Origin of the sequence: Mycobacterium sp. NPDC051804 (genome assembly GCF_044452905.1) — a bacterium.
GTDB lineage: Bacteria > Actinomycetota > Actinomycetes > Mycobacteriales > Mycobacteriaceae > Mycobacterium.
The window spans coordinates 130639-156696 of sequence record NZ_JBITCD010000005.1; the positions used below are offsets into that span (position 1 = coordinate 130639).

Genomic DNA, 26058 nt, shown 5'->3' on the forward strand with positions numbered 1-26058 from the left:
CATGGCAAGGACGCAACAGCAGCGTCGTGAAGAAACGATCGCACGTCTGCTCGACGCCAGCATCGACACCATCGTCGAGGTGGGATACGCGCGGGCGTCGGCGGCGGTGATCGCCAGGCGCGCTCAGGTTTCCGACGGCGCGTTGTTCCGGCATTTCCCGACCATGGGTGACTTCATGGCGGCTACCGCGCGGGAGGTGATGCGTCGGCAGCTGGGCCTGTTCTCGAAGCGGGTCGCCGAGATACCGTCGGCGGAGCCTGCACTCCAGGCCGCGTTGTCCGTGCTGCGCGACGTGACCGGCAACGACACCAACACGGTGATGTACGAACTCCTGGTCGCCGCGCGCACCGACGAAAAGCTCAGAGAGACACTGCAAGATGTATTGACCGAGTACGCCGCGAACATCTACGAGGCTGCGAGGGCGCTCCCCGGCGCCGATCAATTTCCGGAGGATACTTTCGCCGCGCTGACGGCGATCCTTACCAATACCTTCGACGGCGCGGCCATCGTGCGTGCGGTGATGCCGCAACCCGAACTCGAGGACAAGAGGATCGAGCTGCTGACGTTGCTTCTCAGCGGTGGGTCACCTGTCGGGCGGAACTAACGCCCCTCGGGCGCGCGCCAGTGCCGCTAGGTGCACCACGATTCCCACGAGCGGCCCGCACAGCAGGGCGATCACGGTCCGAGTTTCGATGTCCAACGGCAGCAACAGCAGTGCCGTCGATGCGACCGTCGCCGAAACCCAGCCCAGGGAATAGGCCCGGTGCAGCGCCGCGGCCACCGTCGCGGCGCCCGTCAGCGTCAGCAGTGCGATCGTTATCGCGGCGGCGGTCAACCACGCCAGCAGTGGGCCGTCGGCCCGGTACTCTTCGCCGAACGCGTTGCGCAGCAACCACGGTCCGAACACAGCGGCGGCGACCACGCCCAGCAGGCCCAGCCCGATCACCGCGGCGGCAGGTTTCATCAGGGCCTGCATTCGCTCGGTGCGTTGGTCGACGAAGTGCGCGATCAGATTGCCTTGCATCGCGGTGAGGGGTACCAGCAGCGGGGCGCGGGTGAGCGTCACGGCCAGAATCACGACTCCGCCCGTCGCACCCAGATCACCCGACGTCGCCTTGAGGAGTACCGGAAAGCCCATCACCAGAACGGCACTCGCTCCGGCGGCGGCGATCGAATGCGATGCGCCACGCAGAAATGTGGCTGTGCCGCCCGGCGTGAGCATTCGCGCCGCGTCCCGCGTAGCGGGGGAGACCAGCAACAGGATGAGCCAGGCGATCGCGCCCGCCACCGTGGCCCACAGATACCCCACGAGTTCGGCGCCCACCAGAAATGTCGCGACGGCTACGAGCACCCTCAGCCCGGCATCGGTCACCATCAACGACCCGTAAGCCGTCCACCGGTTCAGCCCGGCGAGCATGCCGAGCAGCGTGGCGTGCAGACAGAAACCGGCGAGGCCGACGGCCAGGAGTGCGACCGAAAGCCAGCGCGCCTCGGCGAAGACATGCGCCGACCACAACGGCGAACTCAGCGCGATGAACGCCGCGGCCGCCACACCGACACCCGCCGCCACCCGCATCGCGTGCGTCCGGGGGCCGTCGACGATCTCGGTGTAACCAGCCGAACGCACCTCCCTCGTGGTCTCCTGCAAGAGGCCGAACGCCGCGCCGGTCACCAGGCCGAAAGCTCCCCAGAAGACGCCGAATACGGAGAATCCGAGAGGTTCGAGGTCGCGCGCGGCCAGATACAGCACGGTGTATCCGCACAGTGCGGACAGTGCCGTTGCCACGCCGACCCGGGCGACGCTCGCGCGCGCGACGGGACCCGGTGTGCCGACATCTGTCACGGGGAGAGGTCCAGCGGCGGCAGGTCCGTGGAGTAGAGCCACGCGGCCCACAACGGCCGCAGGGAGTCGTTCGTATGGTTCGAGGCGAGCCCGGTGAAATCGTCGGTGACGGCCGTGCTGTGCCGATGCCTCGCCGTCCAATCACGAAGCAGCGCAAAGAAGTTGTCGTCGCCGATATGCCGGCGCAACACGTGCAGGGTCATTGCTCCGCGCTTGTACACACGATCGTCGAACATGTCGTCGGCGCCCGGATCGGCGAGCAGTAGATCTTGCGGTGAATCCGCAAGCCGCTGGTAGTAGTGCCTGGCCCACTCGTCGGTGGTTCGTCCACCGGAGTGTTCCGACCACAGCCACTCCGCATAGCAGGCGAAACCCTCATGTAGCCAGATGTGCCGCCACCGTTGCGCAGTCACCGAGTTGCCGAACCACTGGTGGGCCAACTCGTGTGCGATCAGCCGCTCCGCACTGCCATGCCCGTCGCAGTGGTTGGCGCCGAAGATCGAGATGCCTTGTGCCTCAAGCGGTATCTCCAGGACGTCGTCGGTGACGACGACTGTGTAACCGGTGGCCAGCGGGTATGGACCGAACAGTTTGACGAAGAGCTTCATCATCTGCGGCTGGTCGGCGAAGTCTCGATCGAAATTGCGCCGCAACCGATTCGGCAGAACGGCGTGCATCTGCACGCCGTTCTTCGCCATGCGGTGGCGCTGGTACATCCCGATCTGCAGCGTCATCAGATACGTCGAGGTCGGCTCGGCCTGCTCGTAGGTCCAGGTGGTCGTCCCGGCTCGCGCCCGCTTCGACACCAGCTCACCGTTGGCCAGTGCGTAGTAGGGACTCTCGGTGCTGATCCGGATGGAGTAGCTCGCCTTCGCGCTGGGATGGTCGTCGCAGGGAAACCACGAAGCCGCACCGTTGGGTTGACCGGCCACCAGCACACCCTCAGTGAGCTCCTCGAAACCCACCTCGCCCCAAGGGCCCCGGATCGGCCGAGGTGTCCCGCCGTACCGCACCACGATCGACATCGCCGCGCCCGCGGGCACGGCCTCCGCCAACCCGATGTGCAGCTTGTTCTGCGACGACCGGAACTGTGCGGGCCGCCGCCCGTTCACGGTCACCTTCGTCACCGACAGCGCATGGGACAGGTCGAGGGTGAAACTGCGCAATGCGGCGAGGGTCACGGCGGTGATGGTCGCCGACCCGGACAGCCGGTTGATCGCCACCTTGTATTCGAGATCGAGTTCGTAGCGCGATACCCGGTAGCCGAAGTTGCCGTTGGCCGGGATATATGGATCGATGACGGGGAGAGTTCCCTTCTTCTTGCTTCGTGTCACGCGGCGGCGTCTTCTGGCTTCTTGGGAGCCGGGTCCGGGGTGCCGCCGCCGCGCTTCTTGCGGAACAGATTCCACGGCGCGATCGGGTTGCCCAGCCAGCGGGTAGACGGCGGTACCTCGTCGCCGCGCATCACCAGCGATGCCGGGCCGACCGTCGCGCCCGCGCCGATCCGCGCGGCGGGCAACGCGACACAATGCGGGCCCAGCGTCGAACCCTCTTCGAGCACAACGGTGTCCATCCGCATGATGCGGTCGTGGAACAGGTGCGTCTGCACGACGCAGCCGCGGTTGACGGTCGACCCCTCGCCGAGCGTGACCAGGTCGGCCTCGGGCAGCCAGTAGGTCTCGCACCACACGCCGCGCCCGATCGAGGCTCCGAGCGCCCGCAGCCACAGGTTCATCACCGGGGTGCCGGTGGCAGCGCGTGCGAACCACGGCGCCGCGACGGTCTCGACGAAGGTGTCCGACACCTCGTTGCGCCACACGAACGCGGACCACAGCGGGTGCTCGATTGCCCGGATGCGACCCACCACAACCCATTTCGCGATCACCGCGATACCGCCTGCGATCGCGCCCGCCGTCAGCAGGACGACACCGCCCGCCAGCGCCGCCCACAGCCAGCCGAAACTGACCGCCAACCACTGCAACGTCAGCAGCACAGCCACGCCGATCGCGAACGTCACGACCAGCGGAACCACCCGGCAGGTCTCCACCAGCGAGCGCAAGATCTTCAACCGCGCCGACGGATGGAACGTGCGCAGTGTGTCGGCCGCTGTCGGCTTGCGCCGCAACCGGACCGGCGGACTGCCGAGCCACGATGAGCCCGCCTTGGCCTTGTGCGGTGCGGCGGACAGCACCGCGACCAACCCGTCGTCGGGCACCTTTCGGCCCGGCTGGGTGATGCCGGAATTGCCGAGGAACGCCCGCTTGCCGATGGTCGCCTTCGCGACGTGTATCCAGCCGCCGCCGAGTTCGTAGGACGCGACCATGGTGTCGTCGGCCAGGAACGCACCGTCTTCGATCACGGTGAACTTCGGGGTCAGCAGTGCCGTCGAGATCTCGGTCCCACGACCCACTTTCGCACCCAGGATCCGCAGCCACCACGGCGTCAGCAGGCTGGCGTACAAGGGAAAAAGGTAGTTGCGCGCGGCATCCATCAGCCGCTCGGTCGCCCATATCTGCCAGCCGACACGACTGCGTACCGGGTGATAGCCCTCGCTCAGCCACAGCGACAGCACCCGCACGCCGAGGACCGTCACCAGGGCGTACGTCAGCACCGCCGTCAACGTCGCGACCGGGGTCCACAGTGCGGCGGGAACAATTGCCGCCGTCACAGACTCCGCACCGCGAATGCCCCAGCCGATCACAACGAGGCCGACACCGAGCGCAAGCAGCGGAACGGCACCGAGCAGCACCGACGTCGTCCCGTACACCGCGACCCACAACGGCGCCCGGCGCGGGCGGTGATCCGGCCACGGATGGCGGGCCTTCCCCGACTTCACCGCGGGCGAGCCCTTCCAATACTGGCCGTTCTTCACCTTGCCGACGACGCCCGAACCCGGTGCGACGTCGGCGTTCTTGCCGACGGTGGCTCCAGGTAGCAGGGTCGTGCGGGCGCCGATGGTGGCGTCGTTGCCGATGGTGATGTGGCCGACGTGGAAGTGGTCGCCGTCGATCCAGTGACCCGTCAGGTCGACTTCGGGTTCGACCGAACTGCGATGACCGAGCTTGAGCATGCCGGTTACCGGCGGTGACGAGTGCAGGTCGACGCCCTTGCCGACCTTGTTGCCGAGCGCGCGGGCGTAGTACACCAGCCACGGCGCCCCGGCCAGGTTCTCCGCGCCGCTGGCCTCCGCGAGGCGCTCGGCGAACCACACCCGCAGATGCTCCGACCCGCCCCTGCGGTACGTGCCGGGCTCGAGTCCCGCCAGCAGCATCCGTGCGAACAGCACCGCGATGCCCATCCGGCCCAGTGGTGTGACGAACAGCAGGAAACCCGCGAGGATCCACCACCAACCGACCGGTGCGGCCCACGGCACCAGGTTCAGTTCGGCGGCGATGTTGTTGGCCAGCGCCAGCCAGATGATCCACTGGAGCCCCGTCAGCGTGGCCAGTGGCAGCGTCAGCGCGACCTGCACCGCTTGGGACAGCCACGACGTCGGTTTGACCACACGAGTCTTTACCCGCGGCGGCGGTTTCAACTCGTCCAGGTATCCGGTCAGCGAGCCCAGCCGGGGATGGTCATAGAGATCGGCAACGGTCACTTGCGGATACCGCTGGCGTAGGGCGGTAACCAGTTGGGCCGCTGACAGCGATCCCCCGCCCAGCGCGAAGAAGTCGGCCTCGGGACCCTCGATAGGGGCGGCCAGGACGTCGCGCCACAGGCCGGCCACCCAGCCCATCGTGCCCGCCAGGTCGGGCGCATCGGCACCCTGTGGTTCACCGGGTGGCGGCCACGGCAGCGCGTCGCGGTCGACCTTGCCGGACGTCCGCGTCGGCAGTTCTTCGACGAGTACCAGACGCGGCACCAGCGCGGCGGGCAGCGCCTCGGCCAGGGACGCGCGCGCGGCAGCCAGATCGAACGCCGGGTCGGCGCTGGCGATATAGCCGACCAGCAGCGGGGTGCCGCTCGTCGTCCGCCGCACCGCGGCCGCGCCGCCGCTGACGCCGGGAAGGTTGACCAACGCCGAGTCGACCTCGCCGAGCTCGATCCGTCGGCCGCCGACCTTGACCTGATCGTCGGCGCGTCCCTGGAAGTAGAGGCCGTCCTGTTCGAGCCGAACCAGGTCGCCGCTGCGGTAGGCGCGGTTCCATTCGAGTGTGGGCATCGGTGCGTATTTCTCGGCGTCCTTCTCCGGATCCAGATAGCGGGCCAGCCCGACGCCGCCGATCACGAGTTCACCGACCTCACCGACGGCCACCGGCGTGCCCGACTTGTCGACGACCGCCAGGTCCCAGCCGGGCAGCGGTCGTCCGATGCTCACCGGTGACCAGTTACGCAACCGGGCCGCGCACGCGACGACCGTCGCCTCGGTGGGTCCGTAGGTGTTCCACACCTCGCGGCCCTCGACCGCGAGGCGCTCAGCCAGCTCCGGTGGGCAGGCCTCACCGCCGAAGATCAGCAGCCGCACCGCCTCGAGCGCCTCGGCGGGCCATAGTGCCGCCAGCGTCGGCACTGTCGAAACGACGGTGATGTCCCTGGAGACCAGCCAGGGACCCAGGTCCATGCCGCTGCGCACCAGCGACCGCGGCGCGGGGACCAGACATGCCCCGTGCCGCCAGGCCAGCCACATCTCCTCGCACGACGCATCGAACGCCACCGACAGACCGGCCAGCACCCGGTCGTTCGGCCCGATCGGGTTGTCCTGCAGAAACATTCGTGCTTCGGCGTCGACGAACGCGGCCGCACTTCGGTGCGTGACGGCGACACCTTTGGGGGTGCCGGTCGATCCCGACGTGAAGATGATCCAGGCATCGTCGCGGCCGAGCGGAGCCGCGGCACGCCATCCGCGCGAGGAACCGCGGGCGCGGACCAGCCCGGCCTCGGTGATGATCGCGACGACGTTGGCCTCGGTGAACACCAGATCAGCGCGTTCGTCGGGATCGTCGGCGTCGACGGGGACGTAGGCGGCGCCGCTGGCCAGCGTCGCGAGGATCGCCACGTACAGCGCGTAACTGCCCGACGGCATCCGGATTCCGATCCGGTCCCCGCGCCCGATGCCGCGGCTGGCCAGCCATTCGACGCTGTCCTCGATATCGGCGATCAACTCTGCGTACGTGAGTTGCACCTCGCCGTCGTCGATGGCCGGCGAATCAGGATGACGGCCCGCGGTGTCGTAAAGGATGTCGATGAGCGTCCTGGGTTCCGGCGCTTGCGACGACAGCAGATACTGCGCAGGTATCTCCGGCACGGCGTCCCCAGTCACGGCTACAAACTACTAAGTGGCGCGGTCAGCGCACACGCGCCGCACGCGCTGGCCGATCACAATTGCGCCAACGGCAATTGCACGTTTGGTTTCCCCGATTTCGGTCAATCGCGGTTACCTGGCAGAATCATGTACGGAGGGGAGTATTCCTTCGCCGCAGCGTCGTCATCACGTCGACCGACATCGGACGACCGGTGCTGCGGACCGCCGGTTACGTGCGGTGGAAGAGACCTCCGGCGTTATTCGAGCTGCATTCGCGGCTCGCCGCGGCGACCGGAGGTTTTGTGAACGTTTCTCAACTCGAGTGGATCATCACGCTGGGCGTGACGATCGCGATTCTGCTGTTCGACGTCATTGTCATCGGGCGCCGGCCGCACGAACCGTCGAGGCGCGAAACCGGGACGTACTTGACCATCTACCTCACTCTTGCCGTGGCCTTCGGTATCTGGGTGTGGTTCTTCCACGGCAGCCAGTTCGGCCTGGAGTTCTTCACGGGCTGGCTCACCGAATACAGCTTGTCGGTCGACAACCTGTTCATCTTCTTGATCATCATGGCCAGCTTCAACGTGCCGAGGAAGTACCAGCAGCAGGCGCTGCTCGTGGGCATCATCCTGGCGCTGATCTTCCGCGGCATCTTCATCGCGCTGGGCGCAGTGGCGATCAACCAGTTCTCCTGGATCTTCTACGCCTTCGGGGCGTTCCTGGTCTACACCGCGATCACGTTGATCCGCGACACAGATCACGACGACGACGCCGAGAACTTCGTGGTGCGCTTTGCGCGTAAACATCTGAGCCTGACCGACGAGTGGCACGGCCTGAAGATGTGGATCAAGGACAACGGCAAGCGGCTGATGACGCCGATGTTCCTCGTGATCGTCGCGCTCGGCACCACCGATCTGCTCTTCGCGCTGGACTCGATTCCCGCGATCTACGGCCTGACCCGCGAGCCGTACCTGGTGTTCACGGCGAACGTTTTCGCGCTGATGGGTCTGCGCCAGCTGTACTTCCTGCTCGGCGACCTGCTGAAGCGGCTGGTGTACCTGTCCCAGGGCCTGGCCATCATCCTCGCGTTCATCGGTGTGAAGCTGATCCTGCACGCGCTGCACGAGAACGAGCTGCCGTTCATCAACGGCGGCGAGCATGTACCGGTGCCGGAGATCCCCACCCTGGCAAGCCTCGGCGTGATCATCGTGACGTTGCTCGTCACGACGGCCGCGAGCCTGTACAAGACGCGCGTGCACGACGTGAAGAACGACAAGAACGGCGAGAACGGCACCGAGACTGCGCCTGACGCATCTGAGAAGTCCTTGGATTCGCGCTGATCGGAACAGTCGACGGTGGTCGCGCCAACACCTAGCGTGGCCGTCGTGCGGCTATTCGTGACTGACGACATCGACGGGCACTGGAGCGAGTTGACCGACGGCGGCGAGCCGGCCGTTCGGGTGGCCGCCGAGGACCTGTCTCAGGCACGCCGGGCCCGGTCGCGGATTCGGGCTGGTTCCGACGAGGTCGCCGTCATCCTCGACGTGACCGTCGCGGTGGCGGACGACTTCCGTTCGGCTCGAAGGGAACTCGATTCGGCCGACGGCGTGCATTACGTCGGTACGGTCGACGGCCTCGCCGGTTTGATCGCCGACATCGAGACGGCGGGTGTAGCCGACGGTGTCACGTTGATCGCGGCGTCACCGCGGCAAGATCTGCGCGCCGTAGGTCTCGATGTGCTCGACTGGCTGGCGGTCCGCGGTCAGGCCAAGGCCTCGTAGAACAGGCGCGCGTACCGGTTGGTGCGATCGGTGCCGACGGTGCCGGGGCCCATCCTGTTCATCACGTAGGCGAACGTGGCCCCGTATTCCGGATTCATCACTATCGCCGAGCCGCCCCAGCCACCCCACCAACAGATCTTCCCGTCCGGCACGGCGGGGACGCTCTCCGGAGTGGGCAATCCGAAGCCGATGCCGAACCGCAGCGGGGTGAACAGCACCTGGTCGACGCCGTTGGATTGCTCCTGGAAAATCAGGTCGATGGTGGCGGGGCTGAGTAGCTGAACACCGTTGGCCTTGCCGCCCAACGAGATCGGCGACAGCGCGCGTGCCAATGCCCGGGCATTGCCGTGCCCGTTCGCGCCACCGATGTCCGCACGCCGCCACGCGGTGGTCTCAGCGATCGCCGCGAAGTCCGGCGCAGCCCGGAACGCAGCGAATGTCTTCAGCATCGGGTGGTCCGCGGGCAACGCATCGTATGGCAGATCAAGAGGCGGCGGCGGAATCAGCTCAGCGATGCGGCGGTCGTCCTCGGCGCGGGCACCGATCTGGACGTCCGCGCCGAGAGGATGGGCGATCTCCTCGTCAACGAAGGCTTTGAGCGTCTTGCCGGTGATACGTCGGATCACCTCGCCGATCAGGTGGCCGTAGTTGATCGCGTGGTATCCCGACGCCGTGCCCGGTTCCCACCACGGTGCCTGACGGGCGAGTTGGCTTGTCGACTTCTCCCAGTCGTAGACGTCGTCGACGTCGAACGGCATATCCCATCCCGACACTCCTGACGTGTGGGCCAGCAGATGGCGCACTTCGATGTCGCGCTTGCCGTTCTCGGCGAATTCCGGCCAGTACTCGGCGACGGGAGCGAAGGGATCGAGCAGGCCGCGGTCGATGAGCATCAACGCCGAGAGCGCGGTGAGTGTCTTGGTGCACGACCAGAAGTTGACGATGGTGTTCTCGGACCAGGGCACGGTCTTGGCGCGGTCCGCATGCCCGCCCCACATGTCGACGACGTACTCGCCGTCGATGTCGATGGCGATCGATGCGCCGAGTTCCTCGCCGCTGGCGATCTCGTCAGCGAGCGCCTCGGCGACCTTGTCGAACCGGGCATCCCAATGACCGTGCACGACGTCATTCATGGACACATCATGCTGTGTCGAGCCTGCGGACAGATCGCGATTCGAACGAAATTCGCGATCTGTCCGCAGTCTCGGCGGGTCTAGCCGTGCTTGGCGGCCTCCTGGGCGAGCTGCACTCGAGACGTGAGTCCCAGCTTCGTGTAGACGTGGGTGAGGTGGGCCTGCACGGTGCGAGGTGAGACGAACAGTCGTGCCGCGACGTCCTTGTTGCCGAGCCCTTCACTGACGAGTTTGACGACGTCGAGTTCGGCGCGGGTGAGAGACGCCCATCCGCTGCTGGCGCGTCGACGCTCACCGCGACCGCGTTGTACGTAGGCGATGGTTTCCTCGATGCTCAGCGAAGCGCCTTCATCCCAGGCTGCGCGAAAGTCGTTCTCGCCCAGATGATCCTGGATTGCCGCGATGCGAGTATCGTGGTCGGACTCGAATATCTTGAATCGACGAACTCCATTTCGCTGTCGAGCGGCATCTGCCGCGCCGAGTAGACGGGCTGCTTCCCGGTGATTCCCGGCGTCTGCCGTGACGTAGGCGAGGCATTCGAATGCGTCGGGAACCATCATGTAGCCGTGCGATTCTGCAGCAGTTTCCAGCGCCGACCGCGCATCGAGACCGGCCTGCTCCAGCTCGCCTTGTGCGATGGCGACGTATGCGCGAGAAGCGAGCGCCGCGACAAGTGAGATGCTCGTCGACATCGCCACTACTTCGTCGGCGCGGCGTCGTGCTGCGCTGAGTTCACCGAGGGCCAAGAGCGGCAACGAGGTGACCACATATGTGGATATCGTTGCAGGCGTCATCGGTGTGTGCAGCAACGCGGCTTCGTACGCCCGTGCCGCCGCGGCGGCATCCCCTGTCATCAGGTTTATGAGCCCGATCGCCGAATACCCGACGAGTTCGCCGAGGTCGGACTGGTACTCCAGATAGGCATCGGCTGCGGTCTGCGCGCCTTCGACGTCGCCTTGCCAGGCCAGCGCAAAATTCAAGCAGATGAGGGCAACCGGTCTGCAGAACGAATCGTGCGCGGCCGTAGCTTCGGCGAGGACGTCTCTCAGCGGGGCGACAGCCTGGATCACCTCGCCTCTGAATGTGTGAGCGTTCGCCAGAGCCAGTCGGCACATCCGCCCGTTGAAGCCATCGCCGATCGCGTCGGCAACCTCGCTGCCTTCCCGGGCAGTTGCATTGATTGCTACGTGGTCTCCCACACCCATCGCTGCGATCGACTGCCAGCCGAGGATCTGACTCAGCCGCCAGCGATCTTTGAGTTCGCGCGCGAGTCTGCCGGCCTCGAGAAAGTCTGCGCCGGCAACCTCGGGGTCGTGGGCAAAAACCCTCCCGTGTGCGATGAGGGCACGCGTGACCAAAGACGGGTCACCGATCTCGCGCGCCAGGCGCAGTGCTTCTTCGGCCACTGCTGCACCGTCGGTGAAACCGTAGTACGCGAGCGACGCCGCTTTGTCGGCAAGTGCTCGCACGCGGTCAGGATCGTGATCCGCATCAGTTGACGTGGTGCAGGCCAGGGCCGCATCGAGCCAAGCAAGCCCCTCCCGGTGGCGCCACTGAGAAAACCACAGCGGCTGCAGCGATGCGGCAATCCGCAATGCGGCTGGAGTGTCCGAGTTCTCCAGACACCAGGCGAATGCGCTTCTCAGGTTGTCGATCTCGACTTCCGCCTGTGCGAGACGCCGCGCGTGGCCGGTGTCGTTCGGCCAGTCGAGTTCGGCCGCCATTGCGGCGTAGTGGTCGCGGTGGCGGCCTCGGATGCCGTCGCCTTCGCGGGATTCGTGCAGTTTCTCCTGTGCGTACTGACGGACGGTCTCCAACAGCCGATAGCGGGTGCCGTGTTCGGTGTCCTCGGCGACCACGAGCGACTTGTCGACCAACAGCGTGAGCTGATCGAGCACCTGGTAGCGCTCGGTATCGGAATCGCCCGCGACAATGTGCGCGGCGTCGATGTCGAACCCACCGAAAAACACTGCCAGCCTGCGGAACAACACTTGTTCCTGCTCGCTCAACAGCGCATGCGACCAGTCCACCGACGCGCGCAGCGTCTGCTGGCGGCGCACAGCGGTACGCGATCCGCCGGTCAGCAGGCGGAACTGGTCGTGCAGACTGTCGAGTATCTCGGCGGGCGACAGCGCACGGACCCGGGCCGCGGCGAGTTCGATGGCCAGCGGGAGCCCGTCGAGCCTCCGGCAGACCTCGGTCACGGTCTCGGTGTTATCCGTCGTGACCCGGAACTCAGGCTTGCTCCTGCGTGCGCGGTCGGCGAACAACTCGATCGCCTCGTCGGCCAGGGACATCGAGGGCACTCGCCAACTCACCTCGCCGGCAACGCCGATCGGCTCGCGACTCGTGGTCAGCAGCGTCAATGCGGGACAGGCGCCGAGCAGGGTGATGACCAGATGGGCGGTGGCGTCGAGCAGGTGTTCGCAGTTGTCGAGCACCAGCAGGATGCGGCGATCGCGGATGAACCGCAGCAGCACGTCCATCGTCTGCTGACCGGGCTGGTCGGGCAGCCCCAGCGCGCGCGCCGCCGTCACCGGCACCACAGCCGGATCGGTGATCGGCGCCAGGTCGACGTACCATGCTCCGTCGGCGAACTCGGTGGCAATCTCCGTCGCGACCTGTATCGCCAGGCGCGTCTTGCCCGCACCGCCGGCGCCGGTCAGCGTGACAAGCCGGTTGTCGCCGAGTGCCTCGCGGATGCCGCGGATCTCGGCCTTGCGTCCGATGAAGCGCGACAGCTGCACCGGAAGATGTTCGGCTGCAACGACAGTCACGGTGCGCAGCGGTGGGAAGTCGTTGTGCAGATCGGCATGGCAGAGCTGCACCACCCGTTCGGGTCGTGGGAGATCGCGCAGGGGGTGAGAGCCGAGGTCGTTGAGTGTCACGTCCGCCGGAAGCTGGTCGACGACAAGCGCTTCCGTCGCACCCGAGAGGACGGTCTGGCCACCGTGTGCGAGATCGCGCAACCGCGCGGTCCGGTTGATTGTCGGACCGATGTAGTTGCCCTCGTCGCGCAGGTAGACGTCCCCGGTGTGCACACCGATGCGCAACTTGATCGGTGCCAAGGGTGCTCGCTGCAAGTCGAGCGCGCAGCTGATGGCGTCCGCGGCACGGGAGAACGCGATGACAAAGCTGTCGCCCTCACCCTGTTCGACCGGCCGCACCCCGTCGTGTGCCGCGACCGCTTGGGACAGTGTCTGATCGAGCCGCTCGACGGCCGACTTCATCGCCTCGGGCTGGGTCTCCCAGAGCCGCGTCGAACCTTCGACGTCGGCCAGCAGCAGCGTGACCGTTCCAGTCGGAAGCTCGCTCATGTCGGCGCCAATGTCCGGGTATTTCCAGCTACTTTCGCTCATGCTAGCCAGCATGCGGCGGCGACCATCGCCGAAACATCAGCGAAAGCGCCAATTGTTCCGATGCGGCCCCGCTTACATACGCGTCCAGACCCTGCGGATTTAGGCGCAATGGCCGATGGACGCTGGGCGGCACCACCGGATAGTCCCTGCCATGACGAATTACGACTTCATCGTGGTCGGTGCGGGTTCAGCCGGCTGCGCAGTGGCCGGCCGATTGGCAGCCCAATCGTCGGCGCGCGTGCTACTGATCGAGGCCGGCGGCTCCGATCGACGCCTGACGATCCGGGCACCGCTGTTCGCGCCGATGCAATACGGGACCGCATTGGACTGGGCGTACGAGAGCGAACCGGAACTCGGCTGTGCCGGCCGCCGCATCGCCCAACCCCGCGGTCGGGTGCTCGGTGGTTGCAGCGCGATGAACGGGATGTTCTGGATCAAGGGCAGCGCCCTGGACTACGACGGCTGGCGGCTGCCCGGCTGGAGCTGGGCCGACGTCGCTCCGGTTTTCGCGCGGATCGAGAGCGGACCGATGCGCGTATCCCGCTCGCCCTTCCCCGATGAGCTATCCCATCGCTTCGTCGCGGCGGCGCGGGCGGCCGGTGTCGCCGCCAACGACGATGTCAGCGGACCCGACCTCGACGGCGCGACGATCACCCCGGTCAACATCCACAAAGGTCAGCGTTGGAGCGCGGCGCGAGGCTACCTCCGCGGGCAGAACAATCTGACCATCGTCACCAAGGCCGCCGTCGACAAGGTGATCATCAGAAACGGGCAGGCCGTCGGCATCGACTACCGCCGTCGCGGACGTGCCCACCAGGCTATCGCCGACCAGGAAATCGTCTTGAGTGCAGGGGCTTTCGGCACGCCTCAGCTGCTGCAGGTGTCCGGTGTCGGACCGGCGGACCATCTGCGCCGGGTCGGCGTCACCCCGCTGGTCGACAGCGTGCGTGTCGGCGCCGGCTTGGCTGACCATCCGATCGTCTGGTCCGTGTGGTCGCTATCGCCGGGGCACGTCGGCCTCGCGGATGTTTCGAATCCGAAGTGGTTGCTGCAGTGGCTGTTACGTCGCTCCGGCAAGCTCGCGAGCAACGGCGGTGAGGCGCTGGCCCACATCCGGTCGACGGTCGACGTGCCGGCATGCGACGTTCAGCTGATCTTCACACCCGCCGACGCCCGCGCCGAAGCGCACGGGCCAAAGTTTGCGCCCGCGCTGTCGGTCGGCCATTCATACTGGACACCGGAGAGCCGCGGAAGTGTCCTGATCAGCTCACCGAACCCTGTTGTGCCACCAGCGATCCGGATGAATCTGCTGTCCGAGCGCTCCGACGTCGATGCTCTGGTGCGCGCCGTTGGACGCACCCGCGAGATCATCGCCACCGAGCCGATCGCATCGGCTGTCGAGCGTGAGCTGGCGCCGGGAAACGGCGAGGACGTCGAGACCTACATCAGGAATTTCGCGAAAACCACAGCGCATCCGGCGTGCAGCGTCGCGATGGGAAGTGACCCCGACAGCGCACTCGACGAGAAGCTGCGGGTGCGCGGGGTCGAGAACCTACGCGTGGCCGACGCGTCGGCGCTACCGAAGATCCCCCGCGCCAACACGAACGCGCCGTCGATCATGGTTGGCGAACGCTGCGCGGATCTCCTACTGGCAGATCACCAGTTGTCGTAGCCGCCCTCGGGGCCCAGCATGCGCTCGAGACGCGTGCGGTTGATGCGGGCAAGCTCGTTGCGCACGACCTTGCGCTCGGTCTCGGTGTCGTTGTGCAATCGATCTGACATCGTCGTGAGCACGTCCTGTGCGGTGTAACCGTTGACGAACATGACGAAGCCGAAGCCGAAGTGTGCCAGGTAGCGCTCCGACGCCTGGCCGAGTCGGACCATCACCTCGGGCTGATCGCACCAGATGGCGCACTGCTCGGCGGCCGACTTCTCGCTGCCAGGCCTGCGCCCGATGTCGGGATAGGCCTGCAGAATCGTGTCGACCGATTCCTCGGAGAGCCCGAACAGCACCGCGTCGGCGGCCCGGAAGAGATCGTCGTGACCGCCGAACGGCCGGCCACTGCACAGGTCGGCGGCCAGCGGCACGCTGTAGCAGCACTCGTAAATCGCATGCACCGCGCGCCGCATCGGCATGGCGTTGAACGCCTCGAGGCCGATCCCCTGATGCATCAGCACAGCGCAATCATCGAAGGCGCAGAGTACGCCCGGGTTACCGCGTGTTACGGCGGTGAAAAATCAGTCGCCCGTCAGTGCCCTTGAGCCTTGAAACGCTCGACGGAGGCCTTCAATTCGGCCTCTGCCTTCTCGCGTCCCACCCAGTCCGCGGCCTTGACGTACTTGCCCGGCTCGAGGTCCTTGTAGTGCACGAAGAAGTGCTTGATCGCGTCGAGTTCGTAGGCGGGCACATCCTCGAGGTCCTGGATGTGGTCCCAGCGCCCATCGCCGGCGGGCACGCACAGCAGCTTGTCGTCGCCGCCGGCCTCGTCGGTCATCTGGAACATGGCGACGACCCGCGCCTCGACGATGCAACCGGGAAACACCGACTCCGGCAGCAGCACCAGCGCGTCCAGTGGGTCGCCGTCCTCGCCGAGCGTGTTCTCGAAGAAGCCGTAGTCGGCGGGGTATGCCATCGACGTGTAGAGGTAGCGATCGAGCTTCACCCGCCCGGAGTCGTGGTCCACCTCGTACTTGTTCCGCGAACCCTTCGGGATCTCGATGACTACGTCGAACTCCACGGCGGCGCCTTCCTGCCCTGTGCTGCGGTATTGGGGACGGCATCACCCTAATCTGCCTAGGATTCTCGCCACCTACTCGGGAGGCACCATGGGCAGAATCTCGACCGGTTGGGCTTTGACGAAGCAGAGCTGGGCGGTCTTGAAGAACGACCGCTCGCTGGTGATCTTCCCGATCCTGTCGGCGGTGTTCGCGACCATCGCGGTCGTCGTGATCATGGTTCCCGCGGTGTTCGCCGACGCCGTAGTGCAGGGCGGGGCGGACAACCAGGAAGGCATCATCTTTGCCATCGGTGGGGCCGTGGCCATCTATGTGTCCACGTTCTTTGCCATTTTCTTCAATGTGGCGCTGGCCGCATGTGCTGCGCGCTCGCTGCGGGGTGAAGACACCAAGGTCAGCGAAGGTATCTCGGCCGCGATGCGCCAACTCGGGCCGATCCTGGGATGGACCCTCGTCGCGGGCACCGTCGGGGTGATCCTGCGGGTTCTGGAGAACCGCTTGCCGCTCCTGGGGCAAATCGCGACCGCGATAGCCGGGGCCGCGTGGTCGGTCGCAACGTTCTTCGTCATTCCGGTGATCGCGATGGAAGGCACGGGACCGTTTGCCTCGCTGAAACGGTCGGTGCAGGTCATCAAGGCCAAATGGGGTGAGGGTGTGACCGGGCAGGTCGCGATCTCGGCGGCGACGGGGCTGATCGTGTTCGGGGTCGTGTTCGTCGGGGGCGGAATCGCCTTTGCCCTGGTCTCCATCAACCTGAAACCGATCGGCATCGCGGTCGGGGCCGTCGCGGTGGCCGCCGTGATCGTCGTCGCGATCGTCTCCAGCGCGCTGAACTCGATCTTCCGCGTCGCCGTCTACCAGTACGCGGTCACCGGTCAGGCGCCCGTCGCGTTCGACCCCCAGATGGTGCAGGCCGCGTTCGGCGCACGCGGCCGGCGGGCGTGATCGGGGCAAACGGATACCCTTAGCTATGCGGCCGACCACGTGGGGGCGATCAACCCATGCCTTGATCGCGGTCGCGGTGCTGGTGTTGGTGGCCGCCGTCGTCGCGGCGTCGGCCCTGCTGAGCCGCGGGGGGTCGCCCGATGCGGCGGCGGTCAAGCCAACACCCGCGGCTGCCACCGCGAACCCGGGCATCGTGCCCGTCTCGGAGTCTGCCGAGAAACCCACTCCCGACCGGCTGGCTGCCGTGCTCGCGCCCGTGCTGGCCGATCCGAATCTCGGCAAGTTCACCGGCCGCATCACCGATGCCATCACCGGGTCTGAGCTGTGGGCTCAGGGTGCCGACGTGCCGATGCAGCCCGCGTCGACCAACAAGACACTGACGGCCGCGGCGGCGCTGCTGGCGCTGGACCGCGACGACCGGCTCATCACCCGGGTCTTCAGCACCGACAAGCGCGGTGTCGTCGTCCTGAAGGGCGGTGGTGATCAGACGCTTTCGGCGGTCGCGCCGGACGAGGAGACCTGGTACCGCGATGCCGCACGGATCAGCGATCTGGCCGAGCAGGTGGAAGCCGCCGGCATCGACGCCACCTCGGTGCAGGTCGACGTGAGCGCCTACACCGGGCCGAACATGGCGCCGGGCTGGGATCCGATGGACATCGACGGAGGCGATATCGCGCCGATGGAGTCGGTGATGCTCGACGGTGGCCGCACGCAACCGGTCAGTGTCGATTCCACCCGGTCGAAGACGCCCGCGCTGGATGCGGGGCGCGCCCTGGCCGTGGCGCTGGACGTCGATCCCAAGAAGGTGACGATGGTGCCGGGTGCCGCGCGCGGCGGTCAGGAGATCGGGTCGGTGCAGTCGCCACCGCTCATCGATCGGCTGCGAGACATGATGAACGCCTCGGACAACGTGATGGCCGAGTCGATCGGCCGCGAGGTCGCCGCCGAGGTCGGGCTACCCCAGAGTTTCGCCGGTGCGGTGCAGGCGGTGCTCGGTGAACTGGACGGCGCCAAGATCGACACCACCAACGCGCGGCTTTTCGATTCCAGCGGGCTGTCGGTCGATGACCGGCTCACCGCGGAAACCCTCGACGAAGTCGTGAACGCGGCCGCAGGCAGCGCGCAACCCAGGCTGCGGCCGCTGGTCGAGATGCTGCCGATCGCGGGCGGCAGCGGCACCCTGTCCAACCGCTACCTCGACACCGATGCGGGGCGGTCGGCTGCCGGTTTCCTGCGAGCCAAGACGGGATCACTGACCGGTACGAACTCGCTGGCGGGCATCATCACCGACGCCAGCGGACGGGTGCTCACGTTCGCCCTCATCTCCAACGACGCCGGGCCGACGGGTCGCATTGCCCTGGACAATTTCGCCGCCGCGCTACGGTCGTGTGGGTGCAGCACATGACCACGTCGACAACGTCATCGCTCAGCGTCGGCCACGCCGTCGACTGGAAGTTCGCCGCCGACGTGGGCGAGAAGCTGGTGCGCCCGGGTCCGGCCGCCTCGGACTACACCCGCCGTCAGGTCATCGACCAACTCGCCGAGTCGTCCCGCAACGCCGAGGTGCCGGTACGTGAGGTCACCGGGCTCATCGAGGGCGGCGCGATCCCCGAAGCCCGCATCGTCGACCGTCCGCAGTGGATCAAGGCGGCGACACAGTCGATGCGCGTGATGACCGGCGGCAGTGAGAAACCCAAGGGCTTCATCAGCGGACGCATCACGGGCGCGCAGACGGGGGCGGTGCTCGCCTACGTGTCGCAGGGCATCCTCGGCCAGTACGACCCGTTCGGTCGGGACGGCGGCGAGCTGCTGCTGGTGTACCCGAACGTGATCGGTGTTGAGCGCCAATTGCGAGTTGATCCAAGTGATTTCAGGCTGTGGGTGTGTCTGCATGAAGTCACCCACCGAGTGCAGTTCAGGGCCAATCCGTGGCTGGCTGACCACATGTCGCAGTCGCTGGGAGTGCTCACCCAAGATGCGGGCGACGACGTCGGACAGATGGTGGGCAGGCTGGCGGGTTACCTACGCAGCCGGCGCGACTATGTCGTTGATGCTGAGTCGGAACCGAATTCGTCGGGGATGATCGGTCTGATGCGGGCGGTTCAGGCTGAGCCGCAGCGCCGAGCGCTGGATCAACTGCTTGTGCTGGGGACGCTGCTGGAGGGCCACGCCGACCACGTGATGGACGCGGTCGGACCCAAGGTGGTGCCATCGGTTTCGACGATCCGGCGGCGCTTCGACGAACGGCGCCAACGCAAGCAGCCGCCGCTGCAGCGGATCATGCGGGCACTGCTCGGGTTCGACGCCAAGCTCAGCCAGTACACCCGCGGTAAGGCGTTCGTCGACCACGTCGTGTCCCGCGTCGGGATGACGCAGTTCAACGCTGTCTGGACTAGCCCCGAAACCCTGCCGCTGCCAATGGAAATCGACAAGCCACAACGGTGGATCGACAGAGTGCTGTAGCCGCGCTACATGCGGCCGTCATGGCGTTTTCCCGCGAGCACGCGACCGCGGACCTGCGCTGGTGCGTGGCACTGTCCGGTGGCGCGGATTCGCTGGCGCTGACGGCGGCCGCGGCGAAGGTGAAACCGACGACGGCGCTGATCGTCGATCATCGACTGCAAACCGGCTCCGACGAGGTCGCGGCGGCGGCGCGCGAACAGGCACTCACGCTGGGATGTGTTGACGCTCAAGTTCTTTGCGTCGACGTTGGCACTGTCGGCGGGCCCGAGGCGGCCGCCCGTACCGCGCGCTACCGGGCACTGGACACCGCGCGAGCCGGCGCGCCGGTACTGCTCGCGCACACGCTCGACGATCAGGCCGAGACCGTGCTGCTCGGACTGGGACGCGGTTCGGGTGCACGGTCCATCGCAGGTATGCGCGCGTACGACCCGCCCTGGTACCGACCGCTGCTCGGCGTCCGGCGCGCGGTGACGCACGCCGCGTGCGACGAGCTGAACCTGACTCCGTGGCAGGACCCGCACAATGCCGATAGGCGGTATACCCGGGTCCGGCTGCGCGTCGAGGTGCTGCCGCTGCTGGAAGACGTGCTCGGCGGAGGAGTCGCCGAGGCGCTGGCCCGCACCGCGGCCGCCCTGCGTGAGGACACCGAGACGCTCGACGCCCTCGCTGACCGTGAGCTGTCCGAGATGTCGACCGCAGGCAGTCTCGACACCGCGCGTCTGGTCGGGCTGCCGGAGGCCGTTCGGCGCAGGGTGATTCGGCGCTGGCTGCTCGCCGGTGGTGCCAGCGGTCTGACCGACAAGCAGATTCGTGGGGTCGACACCCTGGTGACGGCATGGCGTGGGCAGGGTGGTGTCGCGGTGGGATCACCGTTGCGCAGCAGGCGGCTGATCGCGGGCCGCCGCGACGGGATGCTGACCCTGCACACCGAGCCCGTCTGAAACATGGCACGCTGTGCACGTGGCGGAAACCACCGAGATGTACCCGGGCGACATCAAGTCGGTGCTGCTCTCGTCTGACGAGATCCAGGCGAAGGTCGCTGAGCTCGGGCAGCAGCTCGGCGAGGACTACCGCGACACCCTTGCCGAGAACGGCCAAGACCTTCTGCTCATCACCGTGCTCAAAGGTGCGGTGTTCTTCGTGACTGACCTGGCCAGGGCGATCCCGCTGCCGACGCAATTGGAGTTCATGGCCGTCAGCTCGTATGGGTCATCGACGTCGTCGTCGGGCGTGGTGCGCATCCTCAAGGACCTCGATCGCGACATCAACGACCGTGACGTGCTGATCGTCGAGGACATCGTGGACTCGGGCCTGACGCTCTCGTGGCTGCTGCGCAACCTCGCGACGCGGCATCCGCGCTCGCTGAGGGTGTGCACGCTGATGCGTAAACCCGACGCCGTGCGCGCCGACGTTGACATCGCCTACGTCGGATTCGACATCCCCAACGAGTTCGTCGTCGGCTACGGCCTGGACTACGCCGAGCGCTACCGCGACCTGCCCTACATCGGCACGCTGGACCCCAAGGTGTACGAAAACCCGTAGTCGGCGCAAGATGTTTGGCATGACCGAAACAGCCCTTCGGATCTGCCCCTTGTGCGAGGCCACCTGCGGCCTCACCCTGACGATCGACGACGGCAAGCTCACCGGTGCTCGCGGCGACCGCGAGGACGTGTTCAGCCACGGCTTCATCTGCCCCAAAGGTGCGAGCTTCGCAGAGCTCGACAATGACCCCGACCGCTTGGCTCGGCCACTGGTACGGCGCGACGGCGTGCTCACCGAGGCCACGTGGGACGAGGCGTTCGCCGCGGTCGCCGACGGACTCGGCGCGGTCGTGCGCGAGCACGGCGGCTCGTCGGTCGGGGTGTATCTCGGGAACCCGAGCGCGCACACGATCGCGGGCTCGCTGTATCCGCCGGTGATCATTCGCGCGCTCGGCACCCGCCAGGTGTTCAGCGCCAGCACGCTGGACCAGATGCCCAAGCACGTCGCGCTCGGTCTGATGTTCGGCAGCCCGGTCGCGTTCACCGTGCCCGACCTCGACCGCACCGACCACCTCGTCGTCATCGGCGCGAATCCCCTTGTGTCCAACGGCAGTCTGGCCACCGCCGCCGATTTCCCCGGTAAGTTGCGGGCGTTACGTAAGCGGGGCGGCAAGCTTGTCGTCATAGATCCCGCGCGCACCCGTACCGCGGAACTCGCCGACCGTCACATCGCGCCCCGCCCCGGAACCGACCCGGCCCTGATGCTCGCCGTCGTGCACGTGTTGTTCGATGAAGGCCTCGTCGACCTCGGGGCGGTCGCCGACCATGTCAACGGCGTCGACGACGTCCGCGCCATCGCCTCCGATTTCGCCCCGGACGCCGTCGCCGGATACTGCGGCGTGACTGCGGACGAGATCCGCACGCTGGCCCGCGAACTCGCCGCCGCCCCGACAGCCGCGGTGTACGGCCGGATCGGCACTTCCACGGTCGAATTCGGGACGCTGGGAAGCTGGCTCGTCGACGTCATCAACGTTTTGACGGGCAATCTGGACCGCGAGGGCGGCGCGATGTTCCCGCTCGGTCCGACGGCCCCGGCGCCGCGCCCGCCGAAGACGGGTAGGGGTTTCCGGATCGGGCGCTGGCACAGCCGGGTATCCGGCTATCCGGAAGCGCTGTCCGAATTCCCGGCGGCCGCGCTGGCCGAGGAGATCGACACACCCGGCGACGGGCAGATCAAGGCGATGATCACGATCGCAGGAAACCCGGTGCTGTCGGCGCCCGACGGCGATCGCCTCGACCGTGCGCTCGAAAGCGTCGGATTCATGGTGAGCATCGACCCGTATCTCAACGAGACGACGCGTCACGCCGACGTCATCCTGCCGCCACCGCCGCCATCGCAGACCGGACACTTCGACTTCGCGCTCAACAATCTCGCGGTGCGTAACAACGCCCGATATTCGCCGCCGGTATTTCCGGTCGACGGTCGGCCCGACGAGCCCGAGATCCTGTCGCGAATCGCGCTCCTGCTGATGGGCATCGACGCCGATCCCGGTGCTGTCGACGATCAGGTCATCGCAATGACGTTGGGTAAAGAGACAGCCGACGCCGACTCACCGGTCGCCGGCCGTGACGTCGCCGAACTGACCGCGATGCTTGCGTCGGGTCCCGGATACGAACGCCGTCTCGACATGATGCTGCGATTGGGGGGCTACGGCGACGCGTTCGGCGCCGAGCCGGACGGTCTGACGCTGCAACGGCTCAAGGAAACTCCGCACGGTGTCGACCTTGGTCCGCTGCAGCCGCGCCTCACCGAGGTGCTGCGAACGCCAACGGGGAGAATCGAACTCGCCCCGCCGCTGCTCGTCGAGGAGGCTGCGCGGCTGCGGGACGCACTCGATCGTCGCGCGGACCGGTTCGTGCTCATCGGACGACGACATCTGCGGTCCAACAACAGCTGGATGCACAACGTGCCCGCGCTCGCGGGCGGCAGCAATCGGTGCACGCTGCGGATCCATCCCGACGACGCCGCGGAACTCGGCCTCACGGACACCGCGGTCGTCAAGGGTCCCGGTGGTGAACTGCTGGCGCCGATCGAGATCACCGACGGCATGCGGCGCGGTGTGGTGTCGCTACCGCATGGGTGGGGCCATGACCGCGGTGGGACCGGCCAGGAGGTGGCATCGCGCCATCCCGGCGTCAACGTCAATCAGCTGAACGCGGGCAATCAGCTCGACCCGCTGTCGGGTACCGCGGTGCTGAACGGGATCCCGGTGGACATCGCTCCTGCGGGTTAGGTGAGCACCAGCGGGTTAGTCGAGCTCCCAGATCACCGTCACGCTGAACCCGACGGTCTGCTGACCGGGCTCCACGGGTACGGGTGCGGCCATCGCCATCTCGGCGCCGTTGCGCGGCATCGGGACCGGTGGCTGAGTTCCGGCGACCTCCGAAATCGAGATCACGTTGCCCAAGCTGAGACCGGACAGCTGCGCGTACTGCTCGGCCCGGTCTTTCGCGTCTTTGAAGGCGCGGCTGCGGGCGTCGCGCACGAGTTGCGAATCGTCGTCGATCGAGTAGTTCACCGAGTTGATCCGAGTGGCGTTGCCGCCGGTGCTGACGATGAGAGCGAGCGCCTGTGACGCGGCGTCGAGTTGGCGGATCTTCACGTCGATCGTGTTGCTCGCCCGGTAGCCGGAGATGGCGGTGCTGTCGGTGGTCGGCGCGAACTGCGGCTGCAGGCTCACCTGGCTGGTGCTGATGTCGTTGCGGTCTACGCCCGCGTCTACCAGTGCGTTGATCACGGCCTGTTGACGATCGCTGGTCTGGTTCATCGCGCCGGTGACATCGAGCGCGATGGCCTCGATCGAGGCGTTGACGTTCAAGGTGTCCGGGGTGCCTTTGACTTCGCCCGACCCCGCGACGGTGACCTGCCGGACGTCGGAGTTCGCGGTCGGGGCAGCCGCGGTCGGGCCTGACTGTGCGTCGCAACCCGACAGCGTGACAACGAGTCCCGCGGCGGCGAGGACAAGCATTCGGGTGGGCAACTTCGCTCGCGCGGCGATCGGCATGACGAGCACCATACCGTCAGGGCAAGACCAGAATCTTGCAGTGTGCGTCGGGCTCGGAGAGGTCGTCGAAGGCCTGTCCGACGGCTTCGAGGCCGACCTCACCGGTGATCAGCGGCGCGACGTCGATCTCGCCTTCCCCGATCGCGCGTAGCGACTCCGCGAATTCGTTGTAGTCATAGGCGTTCACGAACTGCAGGCTGATCTCCTTGGAGATACCGAACAGCGGCATCACCGTATCGGCCTCCATGCACACTCCTGCCACGATCACGCGGGTGGCGATCGGTGCCCGCCGCAGCACGTCGTTGACGATGCCGGGGACACCGACCGCCTCGAACACCACGGCGGGTTTCGCGGTGTCGAACGGTGATTCCCGTGTCGCGTCGACCGTCCGGTGTGCGCCCATCGTCATGGCCAGTTCGCGCCGCATTCCCGAATAGTCGGAGGCGACAACGCTTTCGACACCGCGGTGGCGAAGCGCCGCGATGATCGCGATACCGATCGGCCCGCAACCGATCACCAGGGCTTCTTCGCCGGGCTGGATAGCGGACTTGTTGACGGCGTGCAGGCCGACGGCCATCGGCTCGGCGAGCGCGGCGTGCCGCGGGTCCATGCCGGTAGGTAACCGCAACAGCAGCGGCGCCGAGAGCAGCATCCGTTCGGCATAGCCGCCCATCGTGGTGTTGCTGGCGAGGATCGGCTCGAAACCCTTCGGCGACAACAACACCGGCAGTGAGGTCACCGCGGTGCCGGCGGGCGGGGCGTCGGTGTCCGGGCCGGCCTCGAGCACCTCGGCGCTGAACTCGTGGCCCATGAACACGTCACCGGCGACGTCGACCGGCAGGCCACCTTCAATCGGCATACCCGTGATTTCCCTCGTGAGCCTGACCATCTGTGCGCCGTGCTTCGCGAAATGCAGGTCGGAGCCGCAGATTCCGCATGCCGTCACACCGACGAGGACCTCGCCCGGACCGGGTACGGGTTCTACGACATCGTCGCGCAGCACCATTCGTCCGTCACGAAGGACCGACGCGCGCATCTATGGCTCCTTTACTTCACGCAGAAACGCCAGCAGGATTCGGTTGATTTCGTCGGGGCACTCCTGCTGGATCCAATGGCCCGCACCATCGACCCACTTCTCGGTGTACGGCCCCGCGGCGACCTCACGTGCGCGGGCGGGGTTCATCGTCGGACCGACCGGATCGGCGGTGCCGCCGACGAACAGCGCGGGCGCGGTGGTCTGTGCATCGGCCAGCTGCGGCGTCGATTCCCAGTTGCGGTCGTAGTTGCGGTACCAGTTCAGCGCGCCCGTGAAGCCGGTCCGGCTGAATTCCGTCACGTAGTGGTCGAAATCGGCCGGGCTGATCCAGTCGGGCAGCGGTGCGTCACCGGAGAGCTGGCCGGCGAACATCCCTCGCATGGTGACGGCGACGTCGGCCTCCAGCTCGGCGTCGGCGAGGCCGGGCTCCTGGAAATGCAACATGTAGAAGTCCTCGCCGAACTTCTCCCGCCACCGTTGCGTCGGGCGGGAACGGGCGCGGGGGATGGGTGGCACGCTGAGCCCCGCGACCGCGGCGACCCGGTCGGGGTGCAGCAGCGCGGTGTGCCACACGACCATGGCGCCCCAGTCGTGGCCGATGAACACCGCCCGGTCGACGCCTCCGCCGACTTCCGAGTCGAGCAGGGCGACCAGATCGCCCGTCAGGGCGTGGATGTCGTAGTCCTCGACGGCCTCAGGACGGCTGGAGCCGCCGTATCCACGCTGGTCGGGGGCCAGTACGTGGTAGCCGGCCTGCGCGAGCACCGGGATCTGGTGCCGCCACGAATACGCCAGCTCGGGGAACCCGTGGGCCAATACGACAAGCGGTGCACCGCGCTCGCCGGCTTCGATGACGCGAAGCGCCACCCCGTTGGTCTCGACGATCCGTTCGGCCGACGTGAGCACGGCCCCAGCCAAGCACACCGTCGGGAACCTCAGTTCGTTGGTGTAGCGGTAGCCTTGAGGTTTCTGAC

At 66.8% G+C, this 26058-nt stretch carries 20 protein-coding genes; 10 read left to right on the forward strand and 10 right to left on the reverse strand.

The features are described 5' to 3' along the window. Window position 1: 1 nt before the first annotated feature. Complete coding sequence (locus ACIA48_RS20275) at window positions 2–604, forward strand: TetR/AcrR family transcriptional regulator (protein ID WP_396735442.1); 603 nt, start codon at window positions 2–4, stop codon at window positions 602–604. On the opposite strand, the gene ACIA48_RS20280 is transcribed toward ACIA48_RS20275, so the two are convergent. From ACIA48_RS20280 to ACIA48_RS20290, 3 genes are read right to left on the reverse strand one after another with little or no spacing between them, the layout of a single operon-like run. Beyond that, window positions 584–1843, reverse strand: a complete 1260-nt coding sequence (locus ACIA48_RS20280; RefSeq protein WP_396735445.1) for a hypothetical protein — start codon at window positions 1841–1843, stop codon at window positions 584–586. The two genes, ACIA48_RS20275 and ACIA48_RS20280, sit on opposite strands and share 21 nt — an antisense overlap. Then, a complete protein-coding gene (locus tag ACIA48_RS20285) occupies window positions 1840–3177 on the reverse strand; it encodes a M1 family metallopeptidase (protein ID WP_396735448.1) in 1338 nt (445 codons plus the stop codon). Before ACIA48_RS20285 ends, ACIA48_RS20280 begins: the two co-directional genes overlap by 4 nt. Then, window positions 3174–7103 carry a Pls/PosA family non-ribosomal peptide synthetase gene (locus ACIA48_RS20290; RefSeq protein ID WP_396735451.1) on the reverse strand — a complete coding sequence of 1310 codons (3930 nt, stop codon included), beginning with the start codon at window positions 7101–7103 and terminating at the stop codon, window positions 3174–3176. The genes ACIA48_RS20285 and ACIA48_RS20290 overlap by 4 nt, the downstream gene beginning before the upstream one ends. A 284-nt stretch (window positions 7104–7387) precedes the next feature. Between ACIA48_RS20290 and ACIA48_RS20295 the strand changes: the two genes are divergently transcribed. After that, window positions 7388–8425, forward strand: coding sequence for a TerC family protein (locus ACIA48_RS20295; protein ID WP_396736795.1), 1038 nt, complete (start codon window positions 7388–7390; stop codon window positions 8423–8425). Window positions 8426–8470: 45 nt separating this feature from the next. Then, the gene (locus ACIA48_RS20300; RefSeq protein WP_396735454.1) at window positions 8471–8866 is read left to right on the forward strand and encodes a hypothetical protein; all 396 of its coding nucleotides are present in this window, start codon (window positions 8471–8473) and stop codon (window positions 8864–8866) included. On the opposite strand, the gene ACIA48_RS20305 is transcribed toward ACIA48_RS20300, so the two are convergent. Together ACIA48_RS20305 and ACIA48_RS20310 are read right to left on the reverse strand one after the other, a co-directional pair. Next, a complete protein-coding gene (locus ACIA48_RS20305) occupies window positions 8848–9999 on the reverse strand; it encodes a serine hydrolase domain-containing protein (RefSeq protein WP_396735457.1) in 1152 nt (383 codons plus the stop codon). The two genes, ACIA48_RS20300 and ACIA48_RS20305, sit on opposite strands and share 19 nt — an antisense overlap. Window positions 10000–10079: 80 nt before the next feature. Continuing rightward, window positions 10080–13358 (reverse strand): LuxR family transcriptional regulator, encoded by a 3279-nt coding sequence (locus ACIA48_RS20310; RefSeq protein WP_396735460.1) that lies wholly within the window; start codon window positions 13356–13358, stop codon window positions 10080–10082. A gap of 151 nt (window positions 13359–13509) precedes the next feature. Here ACIA48_RS20310 and ACIA48_RS20315 point away from each other — a divergent pair, with 151 nt between their 5' ends. Continuing rightward, window positions 13510–15030, forward strand: coding sequence for a GMC family oxidoreductase (locus tag ACIA48_RS20315; RefSeq protein ID WP_396735462.1), 1521 nt, complete (start codon window positions 13510–13512; stop codon window positions 15028–15030). Here the strand turns inward: ACIA48_RS20315 and ACIA48_RS20320 are convergent. Together ACIA48_RS20320 and ACIA48_RS20325 are read right to left on the reverse strand one after the other, a co-directional pair. Beyond that, window positions 15015–15530 (reverse strand): 2-oxo-4-hydroxy-4-carboxy-5-ureidoimidazoline decarboxylase, encoded by a 516-nt coding sequence (locus ACIA48_RS20320; RefSeq protein WP_396736797.1) that lies wholly within the window; start codon window positions 15528–15530, stop codon window positions 15015–15017. The two genes, ACIA48_RS20315 and ACIA48_RS20320, sit on opposite strands and share 16 nt — an antisense overlap. Before the next feature lie 77 nt (window positions 15531–15607). After that, on the reverse strand, window positions 15608–16096 hold the full coding sequence (locus ACIA48_RS20325) for an inorganic diphosphatase (RefSeq protein ID WP_396735465.1): 489 nt from the start codon (window positions 16094–16096) through the stop codon (window positions 15608–15610). An 88-nt stretch (window positions 16097–16184) separates the two neighbouring features. On the opposite strand from ACIA48_RS20325, the gene ACIA48_RS20330 reads away from it, so the two are divergent. Genes ACIA48_RS20330 through ACIA48_RS20355 form a run of 6 tightly spaced genes read left to right on the forward strand, consistent with a single transcriptional unit; the run spans window position 16185 to window position 23277 of the window. Continuing rightward, on the forward strand, window positions 16185–17039 hold the full coding sequence (locus ACIA48_RS20330; RefSeq protein ID WP_396735468.1) for a DUF6159 family protein: 855 nt from the start codon (window positions 16185–16187) through the stop codon (window positions 17037–17039). A gap of 25 nt (window positions 17040–17064) precedes the next feature. Continuing rightward, a complete protein-coding gene (gene dacB, locus ACIA48_RS20335) occupies window positions 17065–18444 on the forward strand; it encodes a D-alanyl-D-alanine carboxypeptidase/D-alanyl-D-alanine-endopeptidase (RefSeq protein WP_396735471.1) in 1380 nt (459 codons plus the stop codon). Next, complete coding sequence (locus ACIA48_RS20340) at window positions 18441–19502, forward strand: zinc-dependent metalloprotease (RefSeq protein ID WP_396735474.1); 1062 nt, start codon at window positions 18441–18443, stop codon at window positions 19500–19502. Before dacB ends, ACIA48_RS20340 begins: the two co-directional genes overlap by 4 nt. Beyond that, window positions 19481–20443: a tRNA lysidine(34) synthetase TilS gene (gene tilS, locus ACIA48_RS20345; RefSeq protein WP_396735477.1), complete on the forward strand. Its 963-nt coding sequence runs from the start codon at window positions 19481–19483 to the stop codon at window positions 20441–20443. Before ACIA48_RS20340 ends, tilS begins: the two co-directional genes overlap by 22 nt. 37 nt (window positions 20444–20480) lie before the next feature. Beyond that, window positions 20481–21044, forward strand: a complete 564-nt coding sequence (hpt, locus tag ACIA48_RS20350; protein WP_396736799.1) for a hypoxanthine phosphoribosyltransferase — start codon at window positions 20481–20483, stop codon at window positions 21042–21044. 19 nt (window positions 21045–21063) lie between these two features. Further along, a complete protein-coding gene (locus ACIA48_RS20355) occupies window positions 21064–23277 on the forward strand; it encodes a molybdopterin-dependent oxidoreductase (protein WP_396735480.1) in 2214 nt (737 codons plus the stop codon). A gap of 15 nt (window positions 23278–23292) precedes the next feature. On the opposite strand, the gene ACIA48_RS20360 is transcribed toward ACIA48_RS20355, so the two are convergent. From ACIA48_RS20360 to ACIA48_RS20370, 3 genes are read right to left on the reverse strand one after another with little or no spacing between them, the layout of a single operon-like run. Next, entirely contained in the window at window positions 23293–24048 is a 756-nt protein-coding gene (locus ACIA48_RS20360; protein ID WP_396735482.1) for an SIMPL domain-containing protein, read from the reverse strand. Between the two features lie 16 nt (window positions 24049–24064). Continuing rightward, a complete protein-coding gene (locus ACIA48_RS20365; protein ID WP_396735485.1) occupies window positions 24065–25084 on the reverse strand; it encodes a zinc-binding dehydrogenase in 1020 nt (339 codons plus the stop codon). Further along, a complete protein-coding gene (locus ACIA48_RS20370; RefSeq protein WP_396736802.1) occupies window positions 25085–25990 on the reverse strand; it encodes an alpha/beta fold hydrolase in 906 nt (301 codons plus the stop codon). It abuts the gene before it with no gap. Window positions 25991–26058: the final 68 nt, after the last annotated feature.